Raw genomic sequence first — 21,534 nt, 5'->3', positions numbered from 1 at the left:
TAGCGCAACATGGGCGACGACCTTTGCGTCCAAGTACGAAATTTTATTGAAGCCAATAACGGTTTTTCTTGAAAGTGTCGGCTCAACATTTCCGTTACCAAACTCAACGCAAAGCGTTATCCAATTGTGGAATAATGGGGACAGAAGCCAAAAAATCTCTGTCAGAACTGTTGCCCGCTCCAACAATTCACATCCACTGCCAACAGTTTGCATGTGAGGCTTATTCCCCGAGTACCTTCGGAGACCTCCCGCATGCCAGACCTTAGCAATAGCCAGACAATAGAAACCTTGAAGTCGCGAGAAGCGCCGCACTGGCAGATTCTCGAATATTGCCGCCATATCGGCCTACAGAAGAAAACACCCGTCTCAGGATATTGGGTCGCTCGTATCCGTAACAAATCGCTTGGATACTACCAAAAGCGCCTGATCCCGTGGGAAGCTCAGACAGACAACTACGACGAAGCCTTGGAGGCTGCCAGACGTTGGTTCAGTCAACCTAAAATCGCGAAGCAGGCAGCTGATCCATTTCCGATAGGGTCAAAGCAGGACCTCAATTACTGCCCTTGGGGGAATGTCTTCACAGTGGGCCATGCGATGCGGGACTACGTGGAGTGGAAAAGAATCTCCGCAACCAAGAGCCACTTCGACTCGATGGTGAGCCGGATCAACCACCACATTCTTCCAAGGCTTGGGCATATGCCGCTCGATGAATTGACGGGTCGGCACATCGTGCAGTTCTCTCTCGATGTTCTCGAAACGCCACCTAAACGCGGCAAACAGAAAGCTATTGAGCGCCTTCCTTTGATTGAGCTCGACCCAGACGACCTTCGAAAGCGCAAGAAGACGCTGAACGGCTTGATCGGTGTCCTGCGCCTGGCCGTGCAACTGGCTTGGGAAAACGGCGAAACGGACTCTGAACGTTCATGGCGGTGTATCCGCAGGGTACCATTGGCGGACACCCCGAGAACCATTTTTCTCACGCGAGAAGAATGCAGCAGGCTTCTGGATTGTTGCCGTCCGGACCTTCGGGAAATTGTTCAAGGCGCTCTCTACACGGGGTGCCGCATCACTGAACTTGCCAAGCTTCGGGTCAGAGACGTGGCCGCGCACGTGTTCGGCCTCTATGTCGAGCCTCTGAAATCTAGGAAGCCACGCTATGTCTTCCTGCCCGATGAAGGTATGGCATTCTTTCTTGACCTGTGTGCTGGTCGGTTGCCCGATGACTTGGTGTTCCGGCGACAGTCGGGGCAGTCATGGCAAAACGGCCACAAGCATCTCTTTCGAGAAGCCGTCATTCAAGCCGAGCTCCCAACTGCTTTCGTTTTCCATGGATTACGACATACGTATGCGAGTCAACTCGTCCAGGCGGGGACGCCGCTGATTGTCGTTGCTCAGCAACTCGGTCACGCCAACACTGACACGGTAAGCCGGACCTATGGTCATTTGGCCCCGCAAATTCGGGAAGTTCAGGTGCGAACGCATTTCGCCGCGCTTGACCGGCATTTTGTTGAGCGCGCTCATCTTCAAAAGACCGAGCTTGAAGCCCTGTCGCGCTCACTCCAAGGGACCGACTGGCGAGCCTATGGACGCATAGACCCGATGGACTCGTGGCCACGTTCGAATTTTGCCATGACCGAACCCGAGGTTGTTAAGATCCTCAAGGATGCGGAGCGCCCGAACTAAGCTTTCGGCTGCCGTTTTGCACCGAGGACCTGGGAAACCCGAGCGGCGGCAGAATTGCTGGCCAGTATTCTTCTGCCATACCGCGCGGGCATCTCAGGCGAACTCCACCGCCCGGCCACCATGATCGAGGACAGGTCGCAGCCAATGCGGAAGGCATCATGTACCCCGCCAACCCTCATGCTGTGAGCAGAGACGTCAGTTCGTCCTGTGCAGCGCTTGATGATCCGGGAAATCGTGGCTGCGTCCATCGGGCCGACCTGAGCGTTTGCTTGGTGCTTGGTGACCAGAGGGTCATCGTTCTTGAGTTTCGCCATCTCGATCCACTCTAGGACTGCCTGAGTACCCGCCTCGGAAAGATAGGCGTATGCACCGTGCCCGAACTGATCGGTCTTGGAACGCGCGATGAACAGCAAACTCGATCCATCGTCTTGCCGCATCAAGTCGCGAACCCTGAGAGCGATGATTTCCGACGCACGACACCAACTATCCGTAGCAATCCAGAGTACGGCTTTGTCGCGGGTTTCGAGTCTGGAACTTCCCAGTTTGTCGATGGCCTTATAGACCTCTGCCTTGCACAGGGGCGGAGCCTGACGCACCCACGCACCGTACTTTCGCTTCACGCCCTTCAAGGCGAGTTCAACAAGCCTGTGGCGACACGGCGTCGGTTGGAACGCCGCTCGATGCATTTCTGAAATGGCCCAGAGCCTGGTTTCAATGGTCGTGCACCGAACTTTGCCGCCGAGGGAATCCACGTACTCAGCCACAGCTCTCGGATCGATCGGCGGATGCGGGTCGAAGCCATGCTCGCGACACCATACTTGGAAGTTGTGAGTGATCTGGCGAAAGTTGCGCAGAGTGGTCGGTGCGAAGGCAGCCTCAGAGCGCTCTCGATATTCTCGTATTAGTTCTTCTCGGTGGTTCTTGGGTATGTCGGCCAGCTTCACAACTGTTGCCATGCGCTCCGTTTCCCGATCAAACTCACGTGCCATTATCCAGTCCTCCACAAGCAATTGGCGATTGGGGAAGGATACACGCGCGCCGCGATAATGGTTTGTTAACCTTCGGATGCGACACTCCCTGCACAGGAGACCTAGAGATGACCAAAGCTCGACTGGAAGAAGCAGAGCGGATCCTTGCGGCCTACGCTGCAAAATACGGGCTCAGTGAAAATGCCAGGGACTACTTCGCAAAGTGGGGAACAGCGAAAGAACGGCTGCTCATGGGCACGGAGCAAACAAGTGAAAGTCAGAATTAACCACAAGACTGCCTGTAAGTTGCCAGCATGTCTGTTTAGGCCCCGGTCTGCAGAAGTCTTCAAAATGTAACGGATATCTCAATGCTGAAATCCAAATTCTCCGCCGTGCTACTCACAACAGTCTGCGCATTTGGCGCTCCTTCGCACGCTCTGGCAACAACCCTCAGCGGTAAACTTGTTCACGTACGCGACGCAGACACTATCGAGATTGCAACAAGTCGCGGACGCATTGCCGTGAGGCTCAATGGGGTTGATGCTCCCGAATTGGACGAACGGGGCGGACGGGCCGGGAAGCGCTGGATGCAGAACGCCTACGGCAATGCTTTGATCACTTGCGAGTTCAGCGGTGAGAAGACCTATGACCGCTGGGTAGGCGTCTGCTGGGACAAGGATGGTTTGGATCTGGGGGCTGCTGTAATAGCTGCCGGACATGCCAGAGACTGCCCTCGGTACTCAGGCGGTAGGTATCGAAAATTCGAAACCGAAGCTTCTCGGGCGATTCCCTCGAAGCCGTATTGTCGCTAAACCAGTCAGCTACCGGCCCATTGCGGATGAGGTGGATGGCTCCTGCTCCACCGGCATCGAACGTGCCAAAGTGCAGTTGTCATAGACTGCGAGCAAAGGAGCCACCTGACCTGCTCCTCTGAAAAGTCCTCGATTTAAGGTTAGCCTGTTCTCCAACGAAGGAGACAGATGATGAAGAGAAGCCGTTTCAGCGAAGAGCAGATCATAGGCATCCTGAAGGAGCACCAGGCTGGTTTCGGTGCGAAGGAGCTGTGTCGCAAGCACGGGATCAGCGACGCCACGTTCTACAAGTGGCGGTCGAGGTATGGCGGCATGGAGGTGTCTGACGCCCGGCGTCTGAAGGCATTGGAGGCTGAGAACGCGAAGCTGAAGAAGATGCTGGCGGAGCAGATGCTCGACGTTGCCACCCTGAAAGAGATGCTCGGAAAAAACTTCTGAAGCCCGGTTCGAGGAGGAATGCCGTGGACTGGGCTATGAAGACCAAGGGCTACAATCAGCGACGCGCCTGTGCGCTGGCCGGGATCGAACCGCGTGTGTATCGGCGCAAGACGAAGCGACCGCAGGACACAGAGCTGCGCGCTCGGATGAAGGAACTGGCTTCTGAACGGCGGCGGTTCGGGTATCGTCGGCTGCATATTCTGCTAAGGCGCGAAGGCTGGGAGCTCAATTGGAAGAAGCTCTATCGTGTCTACCGCGAAGAAGGGTTAACCGTTCGTAAACGGGGCGGTCGCAAGCGTGCGGTGGGCACCAGAACGCCGATGGCGATACCGCAGGGACCGAACCAGCGGTGGTCACTCGACTTCATGTCCGACGCGCTTGAGGACGGTCGCAGGTTCCGGGTGCTGAACGTCATTGACGACTTCACCCGGGAATGCCTGGCAGCTGTCGTCGACACATCAATCGGCGGTGCACGTGTCGCCCGCGAGCTGGACCGTATCGCAGAACTGCGCGGCTACCCTTGCATGGTGGTCAGCGACAACGGCACCGAGCTGACCTCGAATGCGATGCTGAAATGGCAGGAGAACCGCAAGGTCGACTGGCATTACATTGCTCCCGGCAAGCCGATGCAGAATGGCTTGGTCGAGAGCTTCAACGGCCGGAGGCGCGAGGAATGCCTTAACGAGCATCTGTTCCCGTCTCTGCGCCATGCCTGCCGCATGATTGCGGCATGGCGCGAAGACTACAATCAACACCGCCCGCATTCGAGCCTCGACGGGCTCACGCCGCGGGAGTATCACCAACGGTCAGAAGAGGACCAAACCCTGAACAGAGCTAACTGATAAATGCGGACTCCAAGGGGAGCAGGTCACCATGTCTCGATGATTAAAGTTTCCATTTATCAGCAGGCTATTAATCCCGTTCTGCGACATTAGCTTTGCAGCCAGATTGAAATCGCTCAACTTACTGATAGCCTGCTCAATTTGCGAAATTGCAGAAGACAACACTTCATCAGATTCATCTTGTTCGCGAAACGCTTCTCTGATTGTAGACCAGCCATGCAGTTCTATCATGCTCAGCTCAGCTTAGGCGCTGCCCTCAATTCATTTTCCCAATACTAGTCATTTTTCGGCGCAGAAGGAACGTCAGCTTTGTCCGCACAGCTGACGTTGGTCCGAAAGCTGGCACATACTCGCTCCCGCTACATTACTACCGGTCATAAGGTCCGCTAGATACTGCCTCGCGGCCCATAAAACCTGCCGCTTACTGCGAAAGCAAAGTACGATGATTGCGACCTCGCACTATGCGTGACAAACTGGACGAACATCATGGACCGGTGCCGCTCCCACAGCTAGTTTGAATATCCAGATGGACCGAGGCTCAATCCTGCATTAGGCATCAAGAACGGCCACTCGGTGTCTTAGTCCCGGAGGGCCTCCTTAGTAGGGAAAACGCATCAAGTGATGAGCAGACGGATACAAATAACAAGACGCAGCTTTGGGCTTGGGGCGATTGCTTTGGGCGTATCCGCCTGTGGCAGTTCAGGGCCAGGCACGGTCAGATCCACCATTCCGAGTGGTCTTCCGGCCGATCTCAGGCCCGTACCAAATGTAAATTACGACGCTTGGGTTGCTTCCTTCCGCGAGCGCGCAGCGACGAAAGGCATTTCACAAAGCACTCTCGCCTCGGCTTTCCGTAATACCGGCTATCTACCGGGGGTTGTTACGCGGGACCGTAATCAGACCGAGTTCAAACGCAGCTTGGAGGACTACCTCGCGATTGCCGCCTCGGAGGAGCGGGTTCAAAAGGGACGGGCCGCCTTTGCTCGCCATCGCGGAACGCTAATGGCGCTTGAAGATCGCTATGGTGTGGATGCCTATATCATCGCCGCTATCTGGGGCTTGGAAAGCTTCTACGGTGAAAGGCGGGGGGAGGTGCCTGTGATATCGGCCACTTCGACCTTGGCATTTGATGGTCGACGCGGGCAGTTCTTCGAACAGCAGCTAATCGCGGCACTGCGCATTGTTCAGAATGGCGATATTCCGGCCAGCCGCATGACGGGTAGCTGGGCAGGGGCGATGGGCCACACCCAGTTCATCCCAACATCTTACCTGCAATTTGCTGTTGATTACACTGGCGATGGACGGCGCGACATCTGGTCTGATGACCCCAGCGATGCTTTGGCCTCTGCGGCCGCTTATCTGCAACGCAATGGTTGGCAGCGCGGTGTTCGCTGGGGGTCTGAGACAAGCAATGGGTCACTTCAGCCACAGCCCGGCGGCCCACGCTTCGCCACCACGCGCAATTTCAGTGTGATCAAGCGCTATAACAACTCGGACGCCTATGCGATCGGCGTCGGGCATTTGTCCGACCGTATTCGCGGCGGTGGTCCTTTGCGGACGGCGTTCCCACCCGATGCCAACGGCCTAACCAAGGCTGATCGAGTGCGCCTGCAGAAGCGTCTGACTGCGCGTGGTTTCGATACCCAGGGCGCGGATGGTGTGATAGGTCGCGACACGGAGGCTGCAATCCGCGCCTACCAAGAAAGCCGCGGCCTACCTGTGACAGGCACTCCATCGCAAGGGTTGCTTCAAAGCCTGTAGCAGTGCGGCTCTCTCCGGCATGTTGCGGCACTCAGGCAGACCTTTACGCGATAGATATAGGTGAACCCGAAGACGCTTAGCTAGTCGTTGTTGAGCCTCCGTTACCAAAACGCCTCAGAACTCCGAAGTACTCTGGCGACGGACATGTAGCTCATTTCTAGATGGCATAGGCCGTTGCCGAAGCTCCATCGCAGACAGGTCAAGAATTAAAGCTTGCAGCAAAGCACGGGTACCCTCAAAACCGTATTGTAGTCGAACTGGTTAGCTACCGGCCCAAAGCGGATGAGGTGGATGGCTCCTGCTCCACCGGCATCGAACGTGCCAAAGTGCAGTTGTCATAGACTGCGAGCAAAGGAGCCACCCAATGACAGTAAAGACTGTGGGCCTCGATTTGGCCAAGGACGTATTTCAAGTGCACGGCATTTCAGAGAATGGCCGGGTTATCTTCAACAAGGCAATCAAGCGCGCCAAGCTGTTGTCGTTCTTCGAGACGCTGGCGGCTTGCACGGTCGGCATGGAAGCGTGTGGTTCTTCGCATCACTGGGGCCGGCAGCTGCGTAAGCTTGGCCATGATGTGAAGCTCATGCCCGCTGGCTACGTCAAACCGTATGTGAAGCGCGGGAAGAACGACGCTGTTGATGCGGAAGCGATCTGCGAAGCAGTTCGGCGCCCGACCATGCGCTTTGTCGAGATCAAAACGGAGGAACAGCAAGCCATTCTCTCTATTCATCGAACGCGAGACCTGGCTGTTCGGCAACGCACCCAGATGGCCAATATGATCCGTAGCCTTCTGCGCGAGTTTGGGCATATCTTGCCCATCGGGATCGAAGCGGTAACGGCCTTTGCAAAGCGCCACCTTAACGGTGATCACCCGGACATGCCGGAGATCGCCAACAGCATGCTCGGCATCCAGTGTTATCAGTTCATCGGCCTGAACGAGCGCATTGACGGCTATTCCAAGATGATCGAACAACACGCGCTACTCAATGCGGATGCGCGTAGGTTGATGCGCATGCCTGGGATCGGGCCGATCACCGCCTCGGCGATTGTCGCCACGATCGGTGACGCGCATCAGTTCCGAACAGGACGTGACCTGGCGGCGTGGTTGGGCTTAACCCCGCTCAACAAATCGAGTGGGGGTAAGGAGCGTCTCGGCAAGATCACTAAGAAAGGCGATCGCTACATTCGAAAGCTGCTGGTCGTCAGCATGACATCGCGCGCCGTCATGGCGAAGCGCTCACCCGAGAAAGTCGACCTATGGACCGCCAAGACTATCGCGGACAAGCCGTTCCGGCTGGCCACAACCGCGATGGCGAACAAGGCAGCCAGGATCATCTGGGCGATGCTCACGAAGAAACAGGAATATCGGCAGCCCGCGTTCTGAGCGCGGCGACTGCTTACGCGATGCAAGACGTTGAAGTGATGATGCGGACTTAAGTCAACCAAGAGCAAGGACACTCCGGGAATGTCAGCGGCCATATTTTGAGGTCGATAAGCCGATTGGAACCTCGCTCGCGGAATTCATCAGGGCCAGTGGCGACAACGCCGCCACGCAAACAGGCCGGACAGACGACAGTACTGACGAACAAGACCGCAAAAGCCACAAGAAAACTCTTGCAATGCAGGAGCCATCCACAGACGACATTCAACGGATCAAGAATTCCGCACCGCAGCGAGCGCTTATCGGAATCTTCTGTCATGCTAAATCGCATTATCCAACTGCACACTCGCTCCTCGGGTGAGGCTTTCGGCCGATGATTTTGTTGCATGGAAACCGATATGGTGGTCGATCAGTCGTGACCAAGCTGACGCGAAAGCGCTTTCGCAATCGCAGGCCCGCTCGGCGCTCCGGGTTGCCGGATTGGCCTCAAACGCTGCAGCAAGCGCCTTCTCCCAAGCGATTTCACTGTGACCAGCGACGAATGTGGCTTCGGCACCTGCGCTCGTTTTCAGGTCAACCAGCCAGCCCAGCATCGGCCCGGTGCCGTAGGCGGTATCCGCGATCAGTCGTTGAGGAGTCAGGTCGACCTTCGCCGTCACTCGGTTCAGCATCGTCTTGGTTGCGGAATTGAATCAGCGTGATGCCCACCGATCAAGCGAGAGTGTTTCAACAGAATAAGTCCTAAGCGACATGCTCGTTTGGAAAGCTTGATGAAAGTTACGGGTGTACCAGACGGCACTGTACCGAGTATCCTACTTTTGGACGCCTAGGAACGCGGAGAACGGTCGATGCTGGTCCCGTTCCCTCCGCCACTTGCCACATCTGCCGATAACCCGCCTTACCCTGACAAATCGACGTCCGCGCGCCGACGATCTTGCGCATTTACCATCCCAGGCTTGTTCGGCAACCGATAGGCAGATAGCGGGTCGGACCCGGATTGCGTCGGGCGACGAAGATCCGGAGGGTTTGGAACGGTTCCCAGAACCTTGCTCGAACCACGGTGTGCCGCCGTGCGTAGATTCCCTACCGCCGAGAACCGGGTAGGTTTCTTCGGGTGGGTGACAACGAACGCAATGAACACCGGATACCACGGGAGGTGCGCCGAGTTATTCAACGTCGCGCGGCGCCGGCTCTCAAGCGACTTGCCGGACCCTTTCACGGTCTGAAGCCATCCATCGCAGGGCAGGGCTCACTGGTCGGCCTGCGCTTGCCGACATGGGTTTCGACGACGGGCACAAGGGCAGGCGGCGCAACCGTGTCAAACCCTGCAAGACTTGACTTGAGCGACCGCACCGCGTCCGGAGCCACTGAAAATGTCCAGAATCCGCCTACGCAGCACTGGCAAACGCTTCAAGCGCGGGGGCAGAACGCCACCGACGATGACATCGCCCACCTCACTTTCGGCATGGGCGGACACGACATGGATCGTCCTGACCGACCGCATGTCACAGCGCCTTGCACAGCCGCAGCGCGTCGAAGATCGCCGCGTGGGTATTGCGCGAGGCCACGGCGTCTCCGATGCGGAACAAGCGATAGGCGCCGTCGCAGTTTCGCGTCAGATCCTGCGCGCGGCCTTCGATCAGCGCGTCGTAGTCGACTTCCCCCAGGTTGGACGATCCGGGACGCAGATCGAAATAGAGATCGTCGAGCGGGCGCGTCCCGTGATTGACGACAACCTGATCGACTTTGCGTTCGCGTTGCACGCCTCCGTAGTCACTGCCGATCGTGGCCAGAAGGGCGTTGCCCTCGCGGCGCACGGCGTCAAGCCTCCACATCACCGTGAAAGTCACGTCGTGTTTCTGAAGGGTCCGCATGGATGGTGTCAGGGACATGCCCATGACCTCGGGTGAGAAACTGCGGTCGCGAGTCATGATCTCGACCTTCGCGCCGGTCGCGGCGATTTTTTCGGCTGCCTGGAGTGCGGCGAAATCACCCGCCTCGTCGTAGATCAGCACGTTGCTGCCCGGCTGCGAGTCACCCGACAGGATGTCCCAGGCGGTGATCACCAGGTCCTCGCCACCGCCCGGCACCTCGCTGTGGGGCAATCCACCCGTGGCAATGATCGCGATATCGGGCGCGTGGTCTCGCACGGTGTCTGCGTCAGCCAACGAGTTGAAACGAAAGGAAACGCCCAAACGCTGACATTCCTCGAAGCGCCACTGGATCAGTTGGATCATTTCCTTGCGACGGTCTGTCTGCGCGGTCAGGCGAACCTGCCCGCCGGGGTCGTTTGCGGCCTCGTGCACGACAACCTCGTGCCCGCGCGCCGCCGATACACGGGCGGCTTCCAGACCGGCCGGACCAGCGCCGACGACCAACACTCTGCCGCGGGTGTCCGCAGGCGGGATCTCGTGAGGCTGCTCGGTTTCGCGCCCCGTGGCAGGGTTGTGAAGGCAAAGTGCCATGCCACCTTGATAGATCCGGTCAAGGCAGTAGTTCGCGCCCACGCAAGGCCGGATACGCTCCTCTTCTCCGCGCATGATCTTGGCGATGATGTGCGGCTCGGCGATATGGGCACGAGTCATCCCGACCATGTCCAGTTTGCCGGTGGCGATGGCATGGCGGGCGGTCGCCACGTCCTGGATTTTTGACGCGTGAAAGGTCGGAATCTGCGCCTCGGCACGTATCTCGCCGGCAAAGTCCAGATGCGGGCTGGACCGCATCCCCTGAACAGGGATCACGTCCGTCAGGGCGGCGTCCGTCGCGACATGGCCACGGATGACGTTCAGGAAATCGACCATTCCGCAGGACTTGAGGCGCCTGGTGATTTCGATCCCGTCCTCCCGGGTGAGGCCACCCTGCTTGTCCTCGTCAGCGACGTAGCGCATGCCGACGATGAATTCATCCCCGACACGTGCCCGGATGGCAGACAGGACGTCCATGGCAAAACGCAGCCGGTTGTCGAAGCTTTCGCCGCCATACGGCCCATCGAGGTGATTCAATTGCGAGGACCAGAAGGCATCCATCAGATGTCCGTATGCCTCGAGTTCGATTCCGTCCAGGCCGGCCGCCTGCATCCGCTCGGCCGCATCGGCATAGTCCTGGATGATGCGCGCGATATCCCAGTCTTCCATCTTCTTTGGGTATGCCCGGTGCGCGGGTTCCCGGGTGTGTCCGGGTGCCAGACTGGGCAACCAATCCCCCTTGTCCCAGCGCGTGCGCCAGCCAAGGTGGGTCAGCTGGATCATCACCGCGCATCCATGGTCGTGGCACGCGTCGGTCAGCGCCTTCATGTGCGGCACGACCTCGTCCCGGTAGGCCAGGATATTGTTGAAAGCGGGCGGGCTGTCGCGGGACACGACGGCGGAACCTGCCGTCATGGTCAATGCAACGCCGCCTCGCGCACGCTCGACATGATAGGCGCGATAGCGATCGGTGGGCAGACCGTCCTCGGGGTACGCCGGTTCGTGACTGGTGATCATCAGCCGGTTTTTCAGCGTCAGATGCTTGAGTTGAAACGGCTGGAGAAGGGGATCTTGCGTCAAGGGCAGGCTCCTTTGCTGACAGTGCGACTGTTCGGGAAAATGTGTTGGCGCGTCAAGCTGGCGTCTGTGGTGGACCTCGTGCCGAGCCAAGAAGAGGCCGGCGAGCGCCCCGGGTCCGACTTGGACGCACGGGATCAGGTGCGGTCGTGCAGCGGGCCAACCAGGCTTCTTCAAGCATCGCACCGCAGCTTCCATCGTTTCATCCGCTGGCGAGACCAGGCTCGGGCATCGCTGGCGGCGTCAGCATGGACCTGCGGGATCAAAGCGGGCGGGTCCAAACCAGGTCGGCTGACCCTGTCGGTTTCCGGTGGCGCAGACTTACGAAATTCCGGCGCGTGGCGTCGCGAACATCGTCGAACTGGCGCTTTGTGAATCGTCGCGTTTCGCCTATCTTCTTGTTCGGGACCGCCAAGGAGGCAGCATGAAACCGATTCAGAAAGAAGAACGCCGCGTCGCCAATATCCGGGACGAGGATGCGTTTCAGCCCTATGACCCTGTCACCGAACCCGGCACATCGATGTTGAAGCTCAACACCGACCTGCCACGGGATGTGGGATTTTATATTTACCGCATGGAACCTGGCGCGCGCACCACACCGCATCGTCATGGCGGCGCCGAAGAATTCCTGATGCTGGAAGGCGAGCTTATCGACAATGACGGCATGGTCTATCGTCAGGGCGACGTGGTCTGGCTCGCGCCAGGTACGGAACATACCTCCCATACCAAAACGGGCTGTATGATCGCCGTATTTGCCGAGGACCGCGAAAGCCCACCAGCAGCATAGAACCTACATCGCCGCCCTGGCTTGCGAGAGATCCCGGTCGAGCCGTTTTTCCAACGCGCCCTGCGGCCGGGTGAAGCGGGCCAGAAGATCATAGAGCACCGGCGTCACCACCAGCATGAGCACGGCCGAAAAAGACAGGCCCGCCACGATCACCGTGCCGATCGCCTGACGGCTTTCGGCACCGGCGCCGGTTGCCATGACCAGGGGCAGGGCGCCAAGAATCGTCGAAATCACCGTCATCACGATCGGGCGCAGGCGCAGAGCGGCAGCCCGGATCACCGCCTCGCGTATGTCCAGCCCTTCGCCGCGCAACTGGTTGGCGAACTCCACGATCAGGATACCGTTCTTGGCCACAAGGCCCACCAGCAGGATGATCCCGATCTGGCTGTAGACGTTCAGCGTCAGACCCCCGAGGCCCATTGCATAGATCGCGCCGGCCAGGCCCGCAGGCACCGTCAGCATGATGGTGACAGGGTGCACGAAGCTTTCGAACTGGGCAGCCAGTACCAGGAACACGATCAGCAAAGACAGGACCAGAACAAAGCCAACTCCGGCGGAGGTGTCCTTGAAGGTGCGCGATTGTCCCTCGTAGCCGATCTTTGCCTGGACCGGCAATATGGTGAGCGCCGCGGTTTCGATCGTGTCGAGCACGGTACCGAGTTGCGCTCCGGGTTCAAGCGCGCCGGACAACTGCACCGAAGGAAGCCGGTCGAAGCGCCGCAAGCTGGGCGCGGCGGCATTCTCGCGCAGGTTTACCAAAGCCCCTAACGGTACCAGTGTGTCCCCGTCACCGGCCCGCACGAAAATATTGTCGATGTCCGAGGGCGTGTTGCGGTCGGCTTCTTCGGCTTGCAGGATGACCGGGTATTCGCGTCCCCGGCTGACAAATCCGGTTACCTCGCGCGAGGCGAGAAGTGTCTGCAACGTGTTGGCTATGGTTTCGACCGAAATCCCCAGATCGTCGGCGCGGGCGCGGTCGATGGAGATGTCCAGTTGTGGCAGGTTCTGATCGAAATCGATCTCGGGATTGACCAGACCCGGTATGGTCTCGGCCTCGGCTTGCAAGAGCTCTGCCCATTCCTTTACGCTTTCGAAATCCGGTCCTCCGACCACGACTCGGACCGGGGTGGAGTTGCCGCGCAGTCCCAGGCCCGCAGGTGTGACGGGAAAGCCCCGTGCGATGGTCACGTCCCCCATCTGAGGCGCGATCTGGCCGACCACCTCCGCCACGGTCATGTCGCGTTCTTCCCAGGGTGCCAACCGAAACACCACGAACGATCGCCACGGACGGTTGCCCCATCCGGTAAATGTGAAAACCGTCTCGATCACGCCGGACAGACGCAACGGCTCGAGGATCTCCTCGACCTGACGCGCCGCGATATCCGAATGCTCCACGGTGCTGCCCTGCGGTGCGGTCAAGGGAACGAAGCCCACGCCGCGATCTTCGCGCGGGGCCAGTTCGCGTGGCAGTTCGTCATAGAAAAGGGCCGCGCCGCCCGTCGCTGCCAGCGAAACCGCAAGAACGACGAGCGGCGCGCCTACGGCCCGCCGCAGCAGGGATTGGTAGACCCGTTGCGTCCAGCCTAGTCTCTCGCTGTCGTCCGAGGACACACCGTCGCGCTGTCGCAAGACCTTGGACGCCAGTGCCGGGCAGGCGGTCAGCGCCACGAAGGTCGAAATCGCGACCGTTCCGGCCATCACCCAGCCGAACTCGACGAACAGGCGACCGACCTGGCCCGGCATGAACGAGAGCGGCACGAAAACCGCCATCAGCGTCAACGAGGTTGCGATGACCGCGAATGTCACCTGGCGAGCGCCGCGATAGCTGGCAGCGAGTGGCGTCTCGCCCATCTCGATCCGCCGCTGTATGTTTTCCAGAACGACGATGGCATCGTCGACCACCAAGCCGATCGCCAACAACAACGCCAAGAGCGTCAGCGTGTTCAGTGAGAATCCCCAGGCCGCGATCAGGATGAAACAGCCGACCAGCGAGACGGGGATCGCCACGAACGGGATCAGCGTGGCGCGCGGGCTGCGCAGGAACACGAGGATCACCAACACAACCAGCCCCAGCGAAATGCTCAACGCGATCAATACCTCGCGGATCGAGGCACCTACGAACAGAGCGTCGTCCGAGCCCACGATCAGCGTCATCCCTTGGGGCAGGGTAGGCGTGATGGCCGCGATTTCGGCACGTACGGCCTGGCTGATGGCAAGCGTGTTGGATTTGCTCTGGCGCAGCACGGCGATACCCACCGCATCGGTTCCGTCGGTGCGCACGATGGTGCTGTCGTCGGCAACGCCGGGCTCGACCCGCGCCACATCGCCCAAGCGTACCGGAAAGCCTGCCACACGGTCCAGCACGACATCGCGGAAATCCTCGATACTACTCAGGCGCGAGTTCAGTCGGACGGTTAGCTGCCTGTTCTGTGACTTGACCTCTCCGGCGGGCAGTTCCAGGTTGTTGCGCCTCAAGGCCGTCTCGACATCCGCGACGGTCAGCTTGCGGGCCGCAAGCGCGCGGCGGTCGAGCCAGATGCGCACGGCGAACGGCCGCTCGCCATAGATGTTCAGGTCGGCCACGCCGTCGACCGTGGCGATCCGATCGGCGATGAAGCGGTCGATATAGTCGGTGATCTCGGCGGTGGTCATCCGGTCCGACGTGACGGCCAGCCGCATGACCGGATCGGCGTCCGCGTCGGATTTGACCACGCGCGGTTCTTCCGCTTCCTCCGGCAGTTGGCCCGTGACCCTGCCGATTGCATTGCGCACGTCGTTGGCCGCGTTGTCCAAATCGCGCGAGGCTTCGAACTCCAGGGTGATCCGACTGCGCCCTTGGCGCGATTCCGAACTGATGGAGCGCAGGCCGGTTATCGCGGCGACGGCACCTTCGAGGGTTTCAGTTATGTCGGTGTCGATAACCTCGGGCGCCGCGCCGCGGTAGTCCGTCGTTACGGTCACGACGGCGTTGTCCACGTCCGGCAATTCGCGGACCGGAATGCCCTGAACGGACGCCAGGCCGAAGACGAGAATCAGGAGGCTGGCCACGGCAGCCAGAACAGGGCGGCGGACCGCAATGTCGGACAACGTCATGTGTCGCCCTCGGACGCGTCCGGGGACAGCTCCGCAGCCTTGACCTTCACTGCCGCACCGTCACGCAGACGGCCCAGGCCGCGTATCGCGACCTCCTGGCCCGGCTGCAATCCCGACAAGATGGCAACCTGGCCATCCTGCCGTTGACCTGTGCGCACCGGGGTGCGTATCGCGACACCGTCGGACACGCCGAATACATAGGTCTCGGCGGCCTGAAACACGATGGCTTCTTCCGGGACCATCAACGCGTCGCTTTCGGACAGGGTCAGGGTCAGCGACATGAACATGCCGGCGGGCAGCAGCCCTTCGGGGTTGGGAATCACGGCGCGGGTGCGAAACGCCCGCGAGACCGGGTCGATGCGGCTGTCGACGGTATCGATTTGCCCTTCAAAGATGTGGTCGTCGAAGGCCACGCTGCGGGCTTCGACCGTCATGCCGCGCCGCACCTGTGCAAAAAGTGTCTCCGGCAGGGAAAATTCCAGCTCAACCTCGCTGAGGTCATCAAGGCGCGTGATCACGTCGTCGCTTGTCACCCGCGCGCCGCGATCCACTTCGGCCAGGCCCAGCACACCGGCAAACGGTGCAAGGATGGTCCGGTCGTCGAGACGCTGCCTGGCTCGGTCAAGCTGGGCTTCGGCTTCGGCTAGACGAGCCACCGCCTCTTCAAGTGACGCCTGACTGACAGCATTGGTGCTGCGCAACTGCTCTATCCGTTCCAGCACCTGGCGCCGTTCGGTCAGTCGCGCTTCGGCTTCCGCGAGGTCGGCGCGTTCGATCGCATCATCCAGCCTGACAAGAAGCGCGCCTTGCTCGACCTGGGCGCCCGGCGTTATCGCAAGCTCGACGATGCGTCCGTCCGACTCCGGTACAATCTCGATCGAGATGGCGGCCCGGGTCGTGCCGACCGCTTCCACGGTCTGATAGACACGTTGCGTTTCTGCCGCCGCAACTTCGATGGTCACCGGGCCGGAGTCGCGTGCTTCGGCAGCCTCTGCCGGAGGTGCCAGATAGGTTTCGTAACCCCAGTAGCAGCCATATCCGATCCCCCCTAGGAGGCAGATCAGCAAAAGCTGTTTGAAAACGGACATCCGGCGGCTCCATGGCTCCTTTCCGCCGCGAAAAAAGAACGAGGCAGAAAGGTTGCAGCAGGTTAATCCAACGGGACTGAATAGCAAGCGCTGCGCAGGGTCGGACCCCATTAACCGAGAACGCAAAATTGCCCCCGGTCTGGTGTGGGTCGCACGTGGGCAAAGCTAGAATTGCAGATCCACAATCGTGGAAGTTCCTTGTCAGCTTAGCTTTTGGGGATTGATAAGGGTCAAGTACGTATCAATCGGCGATATACGCCAACTCGCGGTCCTGCGGTGAGGCTGTTGCAATCATCGTCGGCGCGCGCGTGATCAAATAACCGTTACTGAAGATCTTCATGCCGCGGGCTTTGCGTCTGTAAGGATCGACATCCTGGAGCCCGTTTGACAAGCAGCTTGAAAGCCGGCTCAGCCTCTGCTTGCGATAGGATTGGTGCCGGCGATAGTGCGATGATATGAGCTGTAAGAGTGCCCGTCCCGGTTGAAGCCTGTCCGGCGCGGAAGCACGGCGCAAAACGATAATGTAAACAGAGCACGGTCATGAACAAGATACTGCTGGCCGATGACCATGCCCTCGTCCGGGACACGATTGCGTTTTATTTGACGTCCAATGCCGGTTTTCGCGTCGAGCAGGCGGGCTCGCTTGACGAGGCGCTCAAGATCAACGCCGAACGAGGCCCATTCAACCTGATCCTGCTTGATTACACAATGCCGGGTATGGGGGCGCTGTCCGGTCTTACCCGGATGTGTGCCCTGTCGGGTTGCCCGGTTGCGATCCTGTCGGGCACAGCCCCACCGGATATCGCGCGGCGCGCCTTGCGTGCAGGCGCCGCGGGTTTTCTTCCCATGACGCTGGATCCTCAGGCTCTGGTAACAGCGATCCGGAAAATGCTCATTGGAGAAACCTTTCTGCCGGAAAATTTTCTTGCAGACGCACCGACCGCGACCAACGCCGCGTCGTTGACGCCGCGCGAGCAGGAAGTCCTGAGACGGCTGGCCGAGGGCAAGCTGAACAAGGAAATCGCCCGGGATCTGGAGATCCAGGAAGTAACGGTGAAGCTTCACGTCAAGACGTTGTCGCGCAAACTGCGCGCTAGGAATCGCACCCATGCGGCGATGCTCGGGCGAGACATGGGGCTGGTCTAGCGAAGGCCACGAAACGTTGCGCAAACCCGAGAAATGTCTGCGTCTTTATCTCACTTTGGCAGATAAAATGGCGGAGAGACAGGGATTCGAACCCTGGGACCCCGTGAAGGGTCAACGGTTTTCGAGACCGCCCCGTTCGACCACTCCGGCACCTCTCCGCGGGGGTCTGGAGGGTGCGTTTAATCGCCTTTGAACGGAGTGACAAGGGGTTTGCCTTGTTTCGTTTCGGATTTTGCCTAGGTTGAGGGGAACCGTGAGACCCTAGGAGGTATCGTGACCCTATCACGCACATTTAGTCCCCTTGTTTTCATTGCCGCTCTGGCTGTTGCGCTGCTTGCCGCAATGCAGGCCCGTGCCGCCGACCGCGACAGGCTTGAGGCTTTTCTCGAGGTGACGGGTTTCGGGGTCGCCCTCGATAGTATCGCACTCGCGTCCGGCGACGCGCCGGCGATGTTGGGGATGCAGACCGGCGACTTCGGATCGGACTGGAGCCGTGTCTCAGAGCAGGTTTTCGACACCGAAAAGATGCAGGAAATGGCTTTGGACATCCTGTCCGAAACCCTGAGCGACGAGCACCTGTCCCATGCCGCGGAGTTCTATGCGTCGCCTTTGGGTCAGCGGCTGGTCGAAGCCGAGAACACCTCGCACATGGTCGAAGATGACGAGGCCAAGCAGCAGGAGGGCCGTGCGCTCGTGGCCGATGCGGTGGAACAGGGCGACGAACGGGTCGAGACCCTTCAGAATCTGAACGAAGCGGTGGATTCCGACGGCAATTCGGTACGAGCCGTTCAAGAGATCCAGGTTCGGTTTCTGATGGCCGCATCCAATGCCGGCATTCTCGAGCAGGACCTTGATGAACGGGCGCTTCGTGCCGCCATGAAGGCGGGCGAGGACGAAATGCGCCAGGCGATGCGGGTCTCGGCCCTCGCAGGTGCAGCCTATACGTACCAGAATTTCTCGAACGACGAGTTGCAGGCCTATCTCAAGGCGCTGGAGCATCCCGACATGCAGACCGTCTATCAACTGATGAACGCGGTGCAGTACGAGATCATGGCGAACCGCTTTGAGGTCCTTGCTGCCCGCATGGCCGAAATGCACCCTGGACAGGAGCTCTGAACCGCAATGACTGGCGCAGGATCTTTTGTGATCGGCACGCTTTCGGCGGCGCTGATCTTTTGCAGTTCGGTGCGGGCGCAGGACAGTGACAGCGATCGACTTATCGCCCTCATGCGCATTGGCGATACAGTCGAAATCATGCGCGAGGAAGGCTTGCGCTATGGGGCCGAGATCGGCGCCGAGATGCTTCCCGATGTGTCACCCGACGACTGGAATCGGACAGTGTCGCGTATCTATGACGCCGAGAAGATGGAAGCGGTCATCACGCAAGGATTCGAGTCCGCGCTGGACGGCGAGGATGTCGCCCCTCTGGTCTCATTCTTCGAAAGCGAACTGGGCAAGGAAATCATTGGTCTCGAAATCGACGCCCGCGAAGCGTTCCTGAGCGAAGAAACCGAACTTGCCGCGATCGACGCCTACGAGGACGCGCAGGATCAGCAAACCGAGCTTTTCAAACAGGTCGAGACCATCATCGCCGACAGCGACCTTGTTGAATACAACGTCATGGGCGCGATGAACGCCAACCTGATGTTCTATCGCGGTCTTGCCGACGGCGGCGCCATCGACCTGGGAGAATCCGACATGCTGGCCGATGTCTGGGCGCAGGAGTCGTCCATACGCGCGGAATCCGAGGCATGGCTGGGCTCATTCCTGATGACCGCCTACCGCCCGTTGCAAGCTCAGGAACTGGCCTCTTACGCCGAGCTTTACCGCACCGACGAGGGCCGAGTTCTGAACACGGCCGTATTCAACGCCTACGACCGGATGTACGATGAAATCTCGTATCTGCTGGGGCAGGCGGTGGCGGAACACATGCGGAGCGAAGAACTTTGACGCCTTCCGGCAGTCGGCCAATGCCGGCAGGGTCCTGAAAATTCGCTTTTGCGGCGGGTGCAAGGCTTGACTTTGGAGCGCACCCCTAGGATAAGCGGCCATCCCGGCGGGGTGACTCGTGCGGGATTTAATTTTTTACGCCCCTCGGGGGCGCGCCGTTCGAGGCACCTAACGCCGGTTGACCCCGGGGCCACAGAACGCGGAAGACAAAGGGAAGCGAAAGATGTTTGCGGTTTTGAAAACCGGCGGCAAGCAGTACAAGGTCCAGTCGGGCGATATGCTGCGCGTCGAGAAGCTGGCAGCGGATGCCGGCGAGAAAGTCCAGTTCAACGAGATCCTGATGCTGGGCGGCGATAGCCCGGTCGTCGGCGTTCCGCTGATCGAAGGCGCGGCCGTTCAGGCCGAGGTCGTCGATCAGATCAAGGGCGACAAGGTCATCAACTTCGTCAAGCGCCGCCGGAAGCACGGCTCGCAGCGGACGCGCGGCCATCGCCAGCAGTTGACGCTCCTGCGCGTGACCGAGATCCTTGAAAAAGGCGCGGACAAGTCGGGCGTGAAGGCTGCGGTCGGCGCCAGCGCACTGGCCGTCGGCATGGGCAAGACCCGCTATGCCGACAACAAGGCCGAGCAGGCCGAGATGGCCAAGCGTGTGAAGAACGACGAAGCCAAGGAAAAGAGCGTCGCCAAGAAAGCCGAACCCAAAGCCGAGAAGAAGGCCGAGGAAAAGAAGGCTGCCCCCAAGAAAGCCGCCAAGGCCGAGGGTGGTGACGACCTGAAGAAGCTGTCCGGCGTGGGTCCGGCGCTGGAAAAGAAACTGCATGAGGCAGGCGTGACCACGTTTGCCCAGATCGCGGCATGGACCGCCGATGACATCGCCGAGATGGACGAGAAACTGTCCTTCAAAGGCCGCATCGAGCGTGAAGGCTGGGTCGAACAGGCCAAAGAACTGGCTAAAGGCTAAGGAGAGACGATATGGCACATAAGAAAGCAGGCGGTTCATCCAGAAACGGTCGCGACTCGATCGGCCGTCGTCTTGGCGTCAAGAAATACGGCGGCGAAGCCGTGATCCCCGGCAACATCCTGGTGCGTCAGCGCGGCAACAAGTTCTGGCCGGGCGACGGCGTGGGGCAGGGCAAGGACCACACCCTTTTCGCGACTGTCGAAGGCGCCGTGCATTTCCGCAAGGGCCTGAAGGGCCGTACCTTTATTTCGGTTCTCCCGGTGGCGGAGGCCGCCGAGTAAGCCGAACCTTCAAGGCAAGATATTCAGGGGGATCGGCATATCGCCGGTCCCCTTTTTCAATGTGCCAGGCCGTGATTGCATCCGTTCCGGACAAATGGAGGAGGCCGGACGATGCCGATCCGCTTGGCAAGGCAGGCTGCACTTGGGATGGTGCGCGGCTTTGTCGACGCAACCTTGGTCTGGGACGTGATGGTGCTTTTCGGAGGAGACAGCACATGAAAATCGAAGAGCTTGTTCCCGAGACGCTGATCGCAACGGAACGCTTTGACCTTCGTCCGATCCGTGCATCGGATTCGGGTCTTGTGGGACTTTATGCCGGGGACGAGCGCGTGGCGCGGTTCACGTCCTCCATTCCGCATCCGATACCCCCCGGTACAGCCGAGGCGTTCATCGCCCGCGTGATGGACCCGGAGCATCCCGAGGATGTCTGGGTTCTGGATGGCACGCGCATCGGCGGGGGCGAAGTCATGGGCCTTATCGGCCTCACTCGCATGGACCGCAGCCAGTCCGAGATCGGGTACTGGATCGCTCCCGCCTACTGGAACAGCGGCCTCGCAAGCGCGGCAGTGATGGCACTGCTCGACGCCAATCCCCAGGAGTCCAGCACGATCTTCGCGAGTGTCTTTCAGGACAACGCGTCCTCGGCCCGTGTCCTGACGAATTGTGGGTTCCGCTATCTGGGCGATGCCGAAAGCTTTTCGGTTGCGCGCAAGGCGACGGTGCCCACCTGGACCTACAGTCGGACCGTATGAATGGTTGGCATGGTCCTTGTTCACGTCGGGCGTGTGAGTCGGTTCACAG

Annotated in this window: 18 protein-coding genes and 1 tRNA gene; 12 read left to right on the top strand and 7 right to left on the bottom strand. The window is 59.7% G+C overall.

Going from position 1 to position 21,534, the window contains the following annotated elements; translation table 11 throughout:
* The first annotated feature begins 252 nt into the window (after nucleotides 1-252).
* On the top strand, nucleotides 253-1,683 hold the full coding sequence (locus FIU85_RS01890; protein ID WP_152495639.1) for a site-specific integrase: 1,431 nt from the start codon (nucleotides 253-255) through the stop codon (nucleotides 1,681-1,683).
* Here the strand turns inward: FIU85_RS01890 and FIU85_RS01885 are convergent.
* Nucleotides 1,680-2,672, bottom strand: a complete 993-nt coding sequence (locus FIU85_RS01885) for a tyrosine-type recombinase/integrase (RefSeq protein WP_254702979.1) — start codon at nucleotides 2,670-2,672, stop codon at nucleotides 1,680-1,682. The genes FIU85_RS01890 and FIU85_RS01885 overlap by 4 nt on opposite strands.
* Before the next feature lie 107 nt (nucleotides 2,673-2,779).
* Here FIU85_RS01885 and FIU85_RS21880 point away from each other — a divergent pair, with 107 nt between their 5' ends.
* Nucleotides 2,780-2,938: a hypothetical protein gene (locus FIU85_RS21880; RefSeq protein ID WP_172978772.1), complete on the top strand. Its 159-nt coding sequence runs from the start codon at nucleotides 2,780-2,782 to the stop codon at nucleotides 2,936-2,938.
* A 696-nt stretch (nucleotides 2,939-3,634) separates the two neighbouring features.
* Nucleotides 3,635-4,743 (top strand): IS3 family transposase gene (locus tag FIU85_RS01870; protein ID WP_152495637.1). Its coding sequence is split into 2 segments (ribosomal slippage): nucleotides 3,635-3,890 and nucleotides 3,890-4,743, totalling 1,110 coding nucleotides; the frame shifts between segments, so codons are not numbered across the junction.
* Here the strand turns inward: FIU85_RS01870 and FIU85_RS01865 are convergent.
* On the bottom strand, nucleotides 4,708-4,974 hold the full coding sequence (locus FIU85_RS01865; protein ID WP_152495636.1) for an Imm7 family immunity protein: 267 nt from the start codon (nucleotides 4,972-4,974) through the stop codon (nucleotides 4,708-4,710). The genes FIU85_RS01870 and FIU85_RS01865 overlap by 36 nt on opposite strands.
* A 390-nt stretch (nucleotides 4,975-5,364) precedes the next feature.
* On the opposite strand from FIU85_RS01865, the gene FIU85_RS01860 reads away from it, so the two are divergent.
* The gene (locus tag FIU85_RS01860) at nucleotides 5,365-6,504 is read left to right on the top strand and encodes a lytic murein transglycosylase (protein ID WP_152495635.1); all 1,140 of its coding nucleotides are present in this window, start codon (nucleotides 5,365-5,367) and stop codon (nucleotides 6,502-6,504) included.
* A gap of 364 nt (nucleotides 6,505-6,868) precedes the next feature.
* Entirely contained in the window at nucleotides 6,869-7,888 is a 1,020-nt protein-coding gene (locus tag FIU85_RS01855) for an IS110 family transposase (protein ID WP_152495634.1), read from the top strand.
* A gap of 317 nt (nucleotides 7,889-8,205) precedes the next feature.
* Here the strand turns inward: FIU85_RS01855 and FIU85_RS22575 are convergent, their stop codons facing one another.
* Both FIU85_RS22575 and FIU85_RS01840 read right to left on the bottom strand, forming a co-directional pair.
* On the bottom strand, nucleotides 8,206-8,556 hold the full coding sequence (locus FIU85_RS22575; protein ID WP_152495633.1) for a hypothetical protein: 351 nt from the start codon (nucleotides 8,554-8,556) through the stop codon (nucleotides 8,206-8,208).
* Nucleotides 8,557-9,390: 834 nt separating this feature from the next.
* Nucleotides 9,391-11,430, bottom strand: a complete 2,040-nt coding sequence (locus FIU85_RS01840; protein ID WP_152495631.1) for an NADH:flavin oxidoreductase — start codon at nucleotides 11,428-11,430, stop codon at nucleotides 9,391-9,393.
* Between the two features lie 421 nt (nucleotides 11,431-11,851).
* Here FIU85_RS01840 and FIU85_RS01835 point away from each other — a divergent pair, with 421 nt between their 5' ends.
* Entirely contained in the window at nucleotides 11,852-12,214 is a 363-nt protein-coding gene (locus FIU85_RS01835; protein WP_216647064.1) for a cupin domain-containing protein, read from the top strand.
* A gap of 3 nt (nucleotides 12,215-12,217) precedes the next feature.
* Here the strand turns inward: FIU85_RS01835 and FIU85_RS01830 are convergent, their stop codons facing one another.
* Together FIU85_RS01830 and FIU85_RS01825 are read right to left on the bottom strand one after the other, a co-directional pair.
* Nucleotides 12,218-15,307: an efflux RND transporter permease subunit gene (locus tag FIU85_RS01830; RefSeq protein WP_152495630.1), complete on the bottom strand. Its 3,090-nt coding sequence runs from the start codon at nucleotides 15,305-15,307 to the stop codon at nucleotides 12,218-12,220.
* Nucleotides 15,304-16,269, bottom strand: coding sequence for an efflux RND transporter periplasmic adaptor subunit (locus FIU85_RS01825; RefSeq protein WP_254702978.1), 966 nt, complete (start codon nucleotides 16,267-16,269; stop codon nucleotides 15,304-15,306). Before FIU85_RS01825 ends, FIU85_RS01830 begins: the two co-directional genes overlap by 4 nt.
* Nucleotides 16,270-16,935: 666 nt before the next feature.
* Here FIU85_RS01825 and FIU85_RS01820 point away from each other — a divergent pair.
* A complete protein-coding gene (locus FIU85_RS01820; protein ID WP_152495629.1) occupies nucleotides 16,936-17,541 on the top strand; it encodes a response regulator transcription factor in 606 nt (201 codons plus the stop codon).
* A gap of 68 nt (nucleotides 17,542-17,609) precedes the next feature.
* On the opposite strand, the gene FIU85_RS01815 is transcribed toward FIU85_RS01820, so the two are convergent.
* Nucleotides 17,610-17,699 (bottom strand) — tRNA-Ser (locus FIU85_RS01815).
* Nucleotides 17,700-17,814: 115 nt separating this feature from the next.
* On the opposite strand from FIU85_RS01815, the gene FIU85_RS01810 reads away from it, so the two are divergent.
* The 5 genes from FIU85_RS01810 to FIU85_RS01790 all read left to right on the top strand — a co-directional run bounded on the left by FIU85_RS01810 (nucleotide 17,815) and on the right by FIU85_RS01790 (nucleotide 21,485).
* Nucleotides 17,815-18,657 (top strand): DUF2059 domain-containing protein, encoded by an 843-nt coding sequence (locus FIU85_RS01810; protein WP_254702977.1) that lies wholly within the window; start codon nucleotides 17,815-17,817, stop codon nucleotides 18,655-18,657.
* A gap of 6 nt (nucleotides 18,658-18,663) precedes the next feature.
* A complete protein-coding gene (locus FIU85_RS01805) occupies nucleotides 18,664-19,491 on the top strand; it encodes a DUF2059 domain-containing protein (RefSeq protein WP_152495628.1) in 828 nt (275 codons plus the stop codon).
* Nucleotides 19,492-19,714: 223 nt separating this feature from the next.
* The gene (locus tag FIU85_RS01800) at nucleotides 19,715-20,452 is read left to right on the top strand and encodes a 50S ribosomal protein L21 (protein WP_152492327.1); all 738 of its coding nucleotides are present in this window, start codon (nucleotides 19,715-19,717) and stop codon (nucleotides 20,450-20,452) included.
* 11 nt (nucleotides 20,453-20,463) lie between these two features.
* The gene (rpmA, locus tag FIU85_RS01795) at nucleotides 20,464-20,733 is read left to right on the top strand and encodes a 50S ribosomal protein L27 (protein WP_152492328.1); all 270 of its coding nucleotides are present in this window, start codon (nucleotides 20,464-20,466) and stop codon (nucleotides 20,731-20,733) included.
* A 215-nt stretch (nucleotides 20,734-20,948) separates the two neighbouring features.
* Nucleotides 20,949-21,485: a GNAT family N-acetyltransferase gene (locus FIU85_RS01790; RefSeq protein WP_152495627.1), complete on the top strand. Its 537-nt coding sequence runs from the start codon at nucleotides 20,949-20,951 to the stop codon at nucleotides 21,483-21,485.
* The last annotated feature ends 49 nt before the right edge of the window (nucleotides 21,486-21,534 follow it).

This window comes from Roseovarius sp. THAF8 (genome assembly GCF_009363735.1).
In the GTDB taxonomy this organism is placed as follows: Bacteria; Pseudomonadota; Alphaproteobacteria; order Rhodobacterales; family Rhodobacteraceae; genus Roseovarius.
Note: the sequence above shows the minus strand (reverse complement) of the source record. Positions and strands in the feature narration are given on the sequence as shown.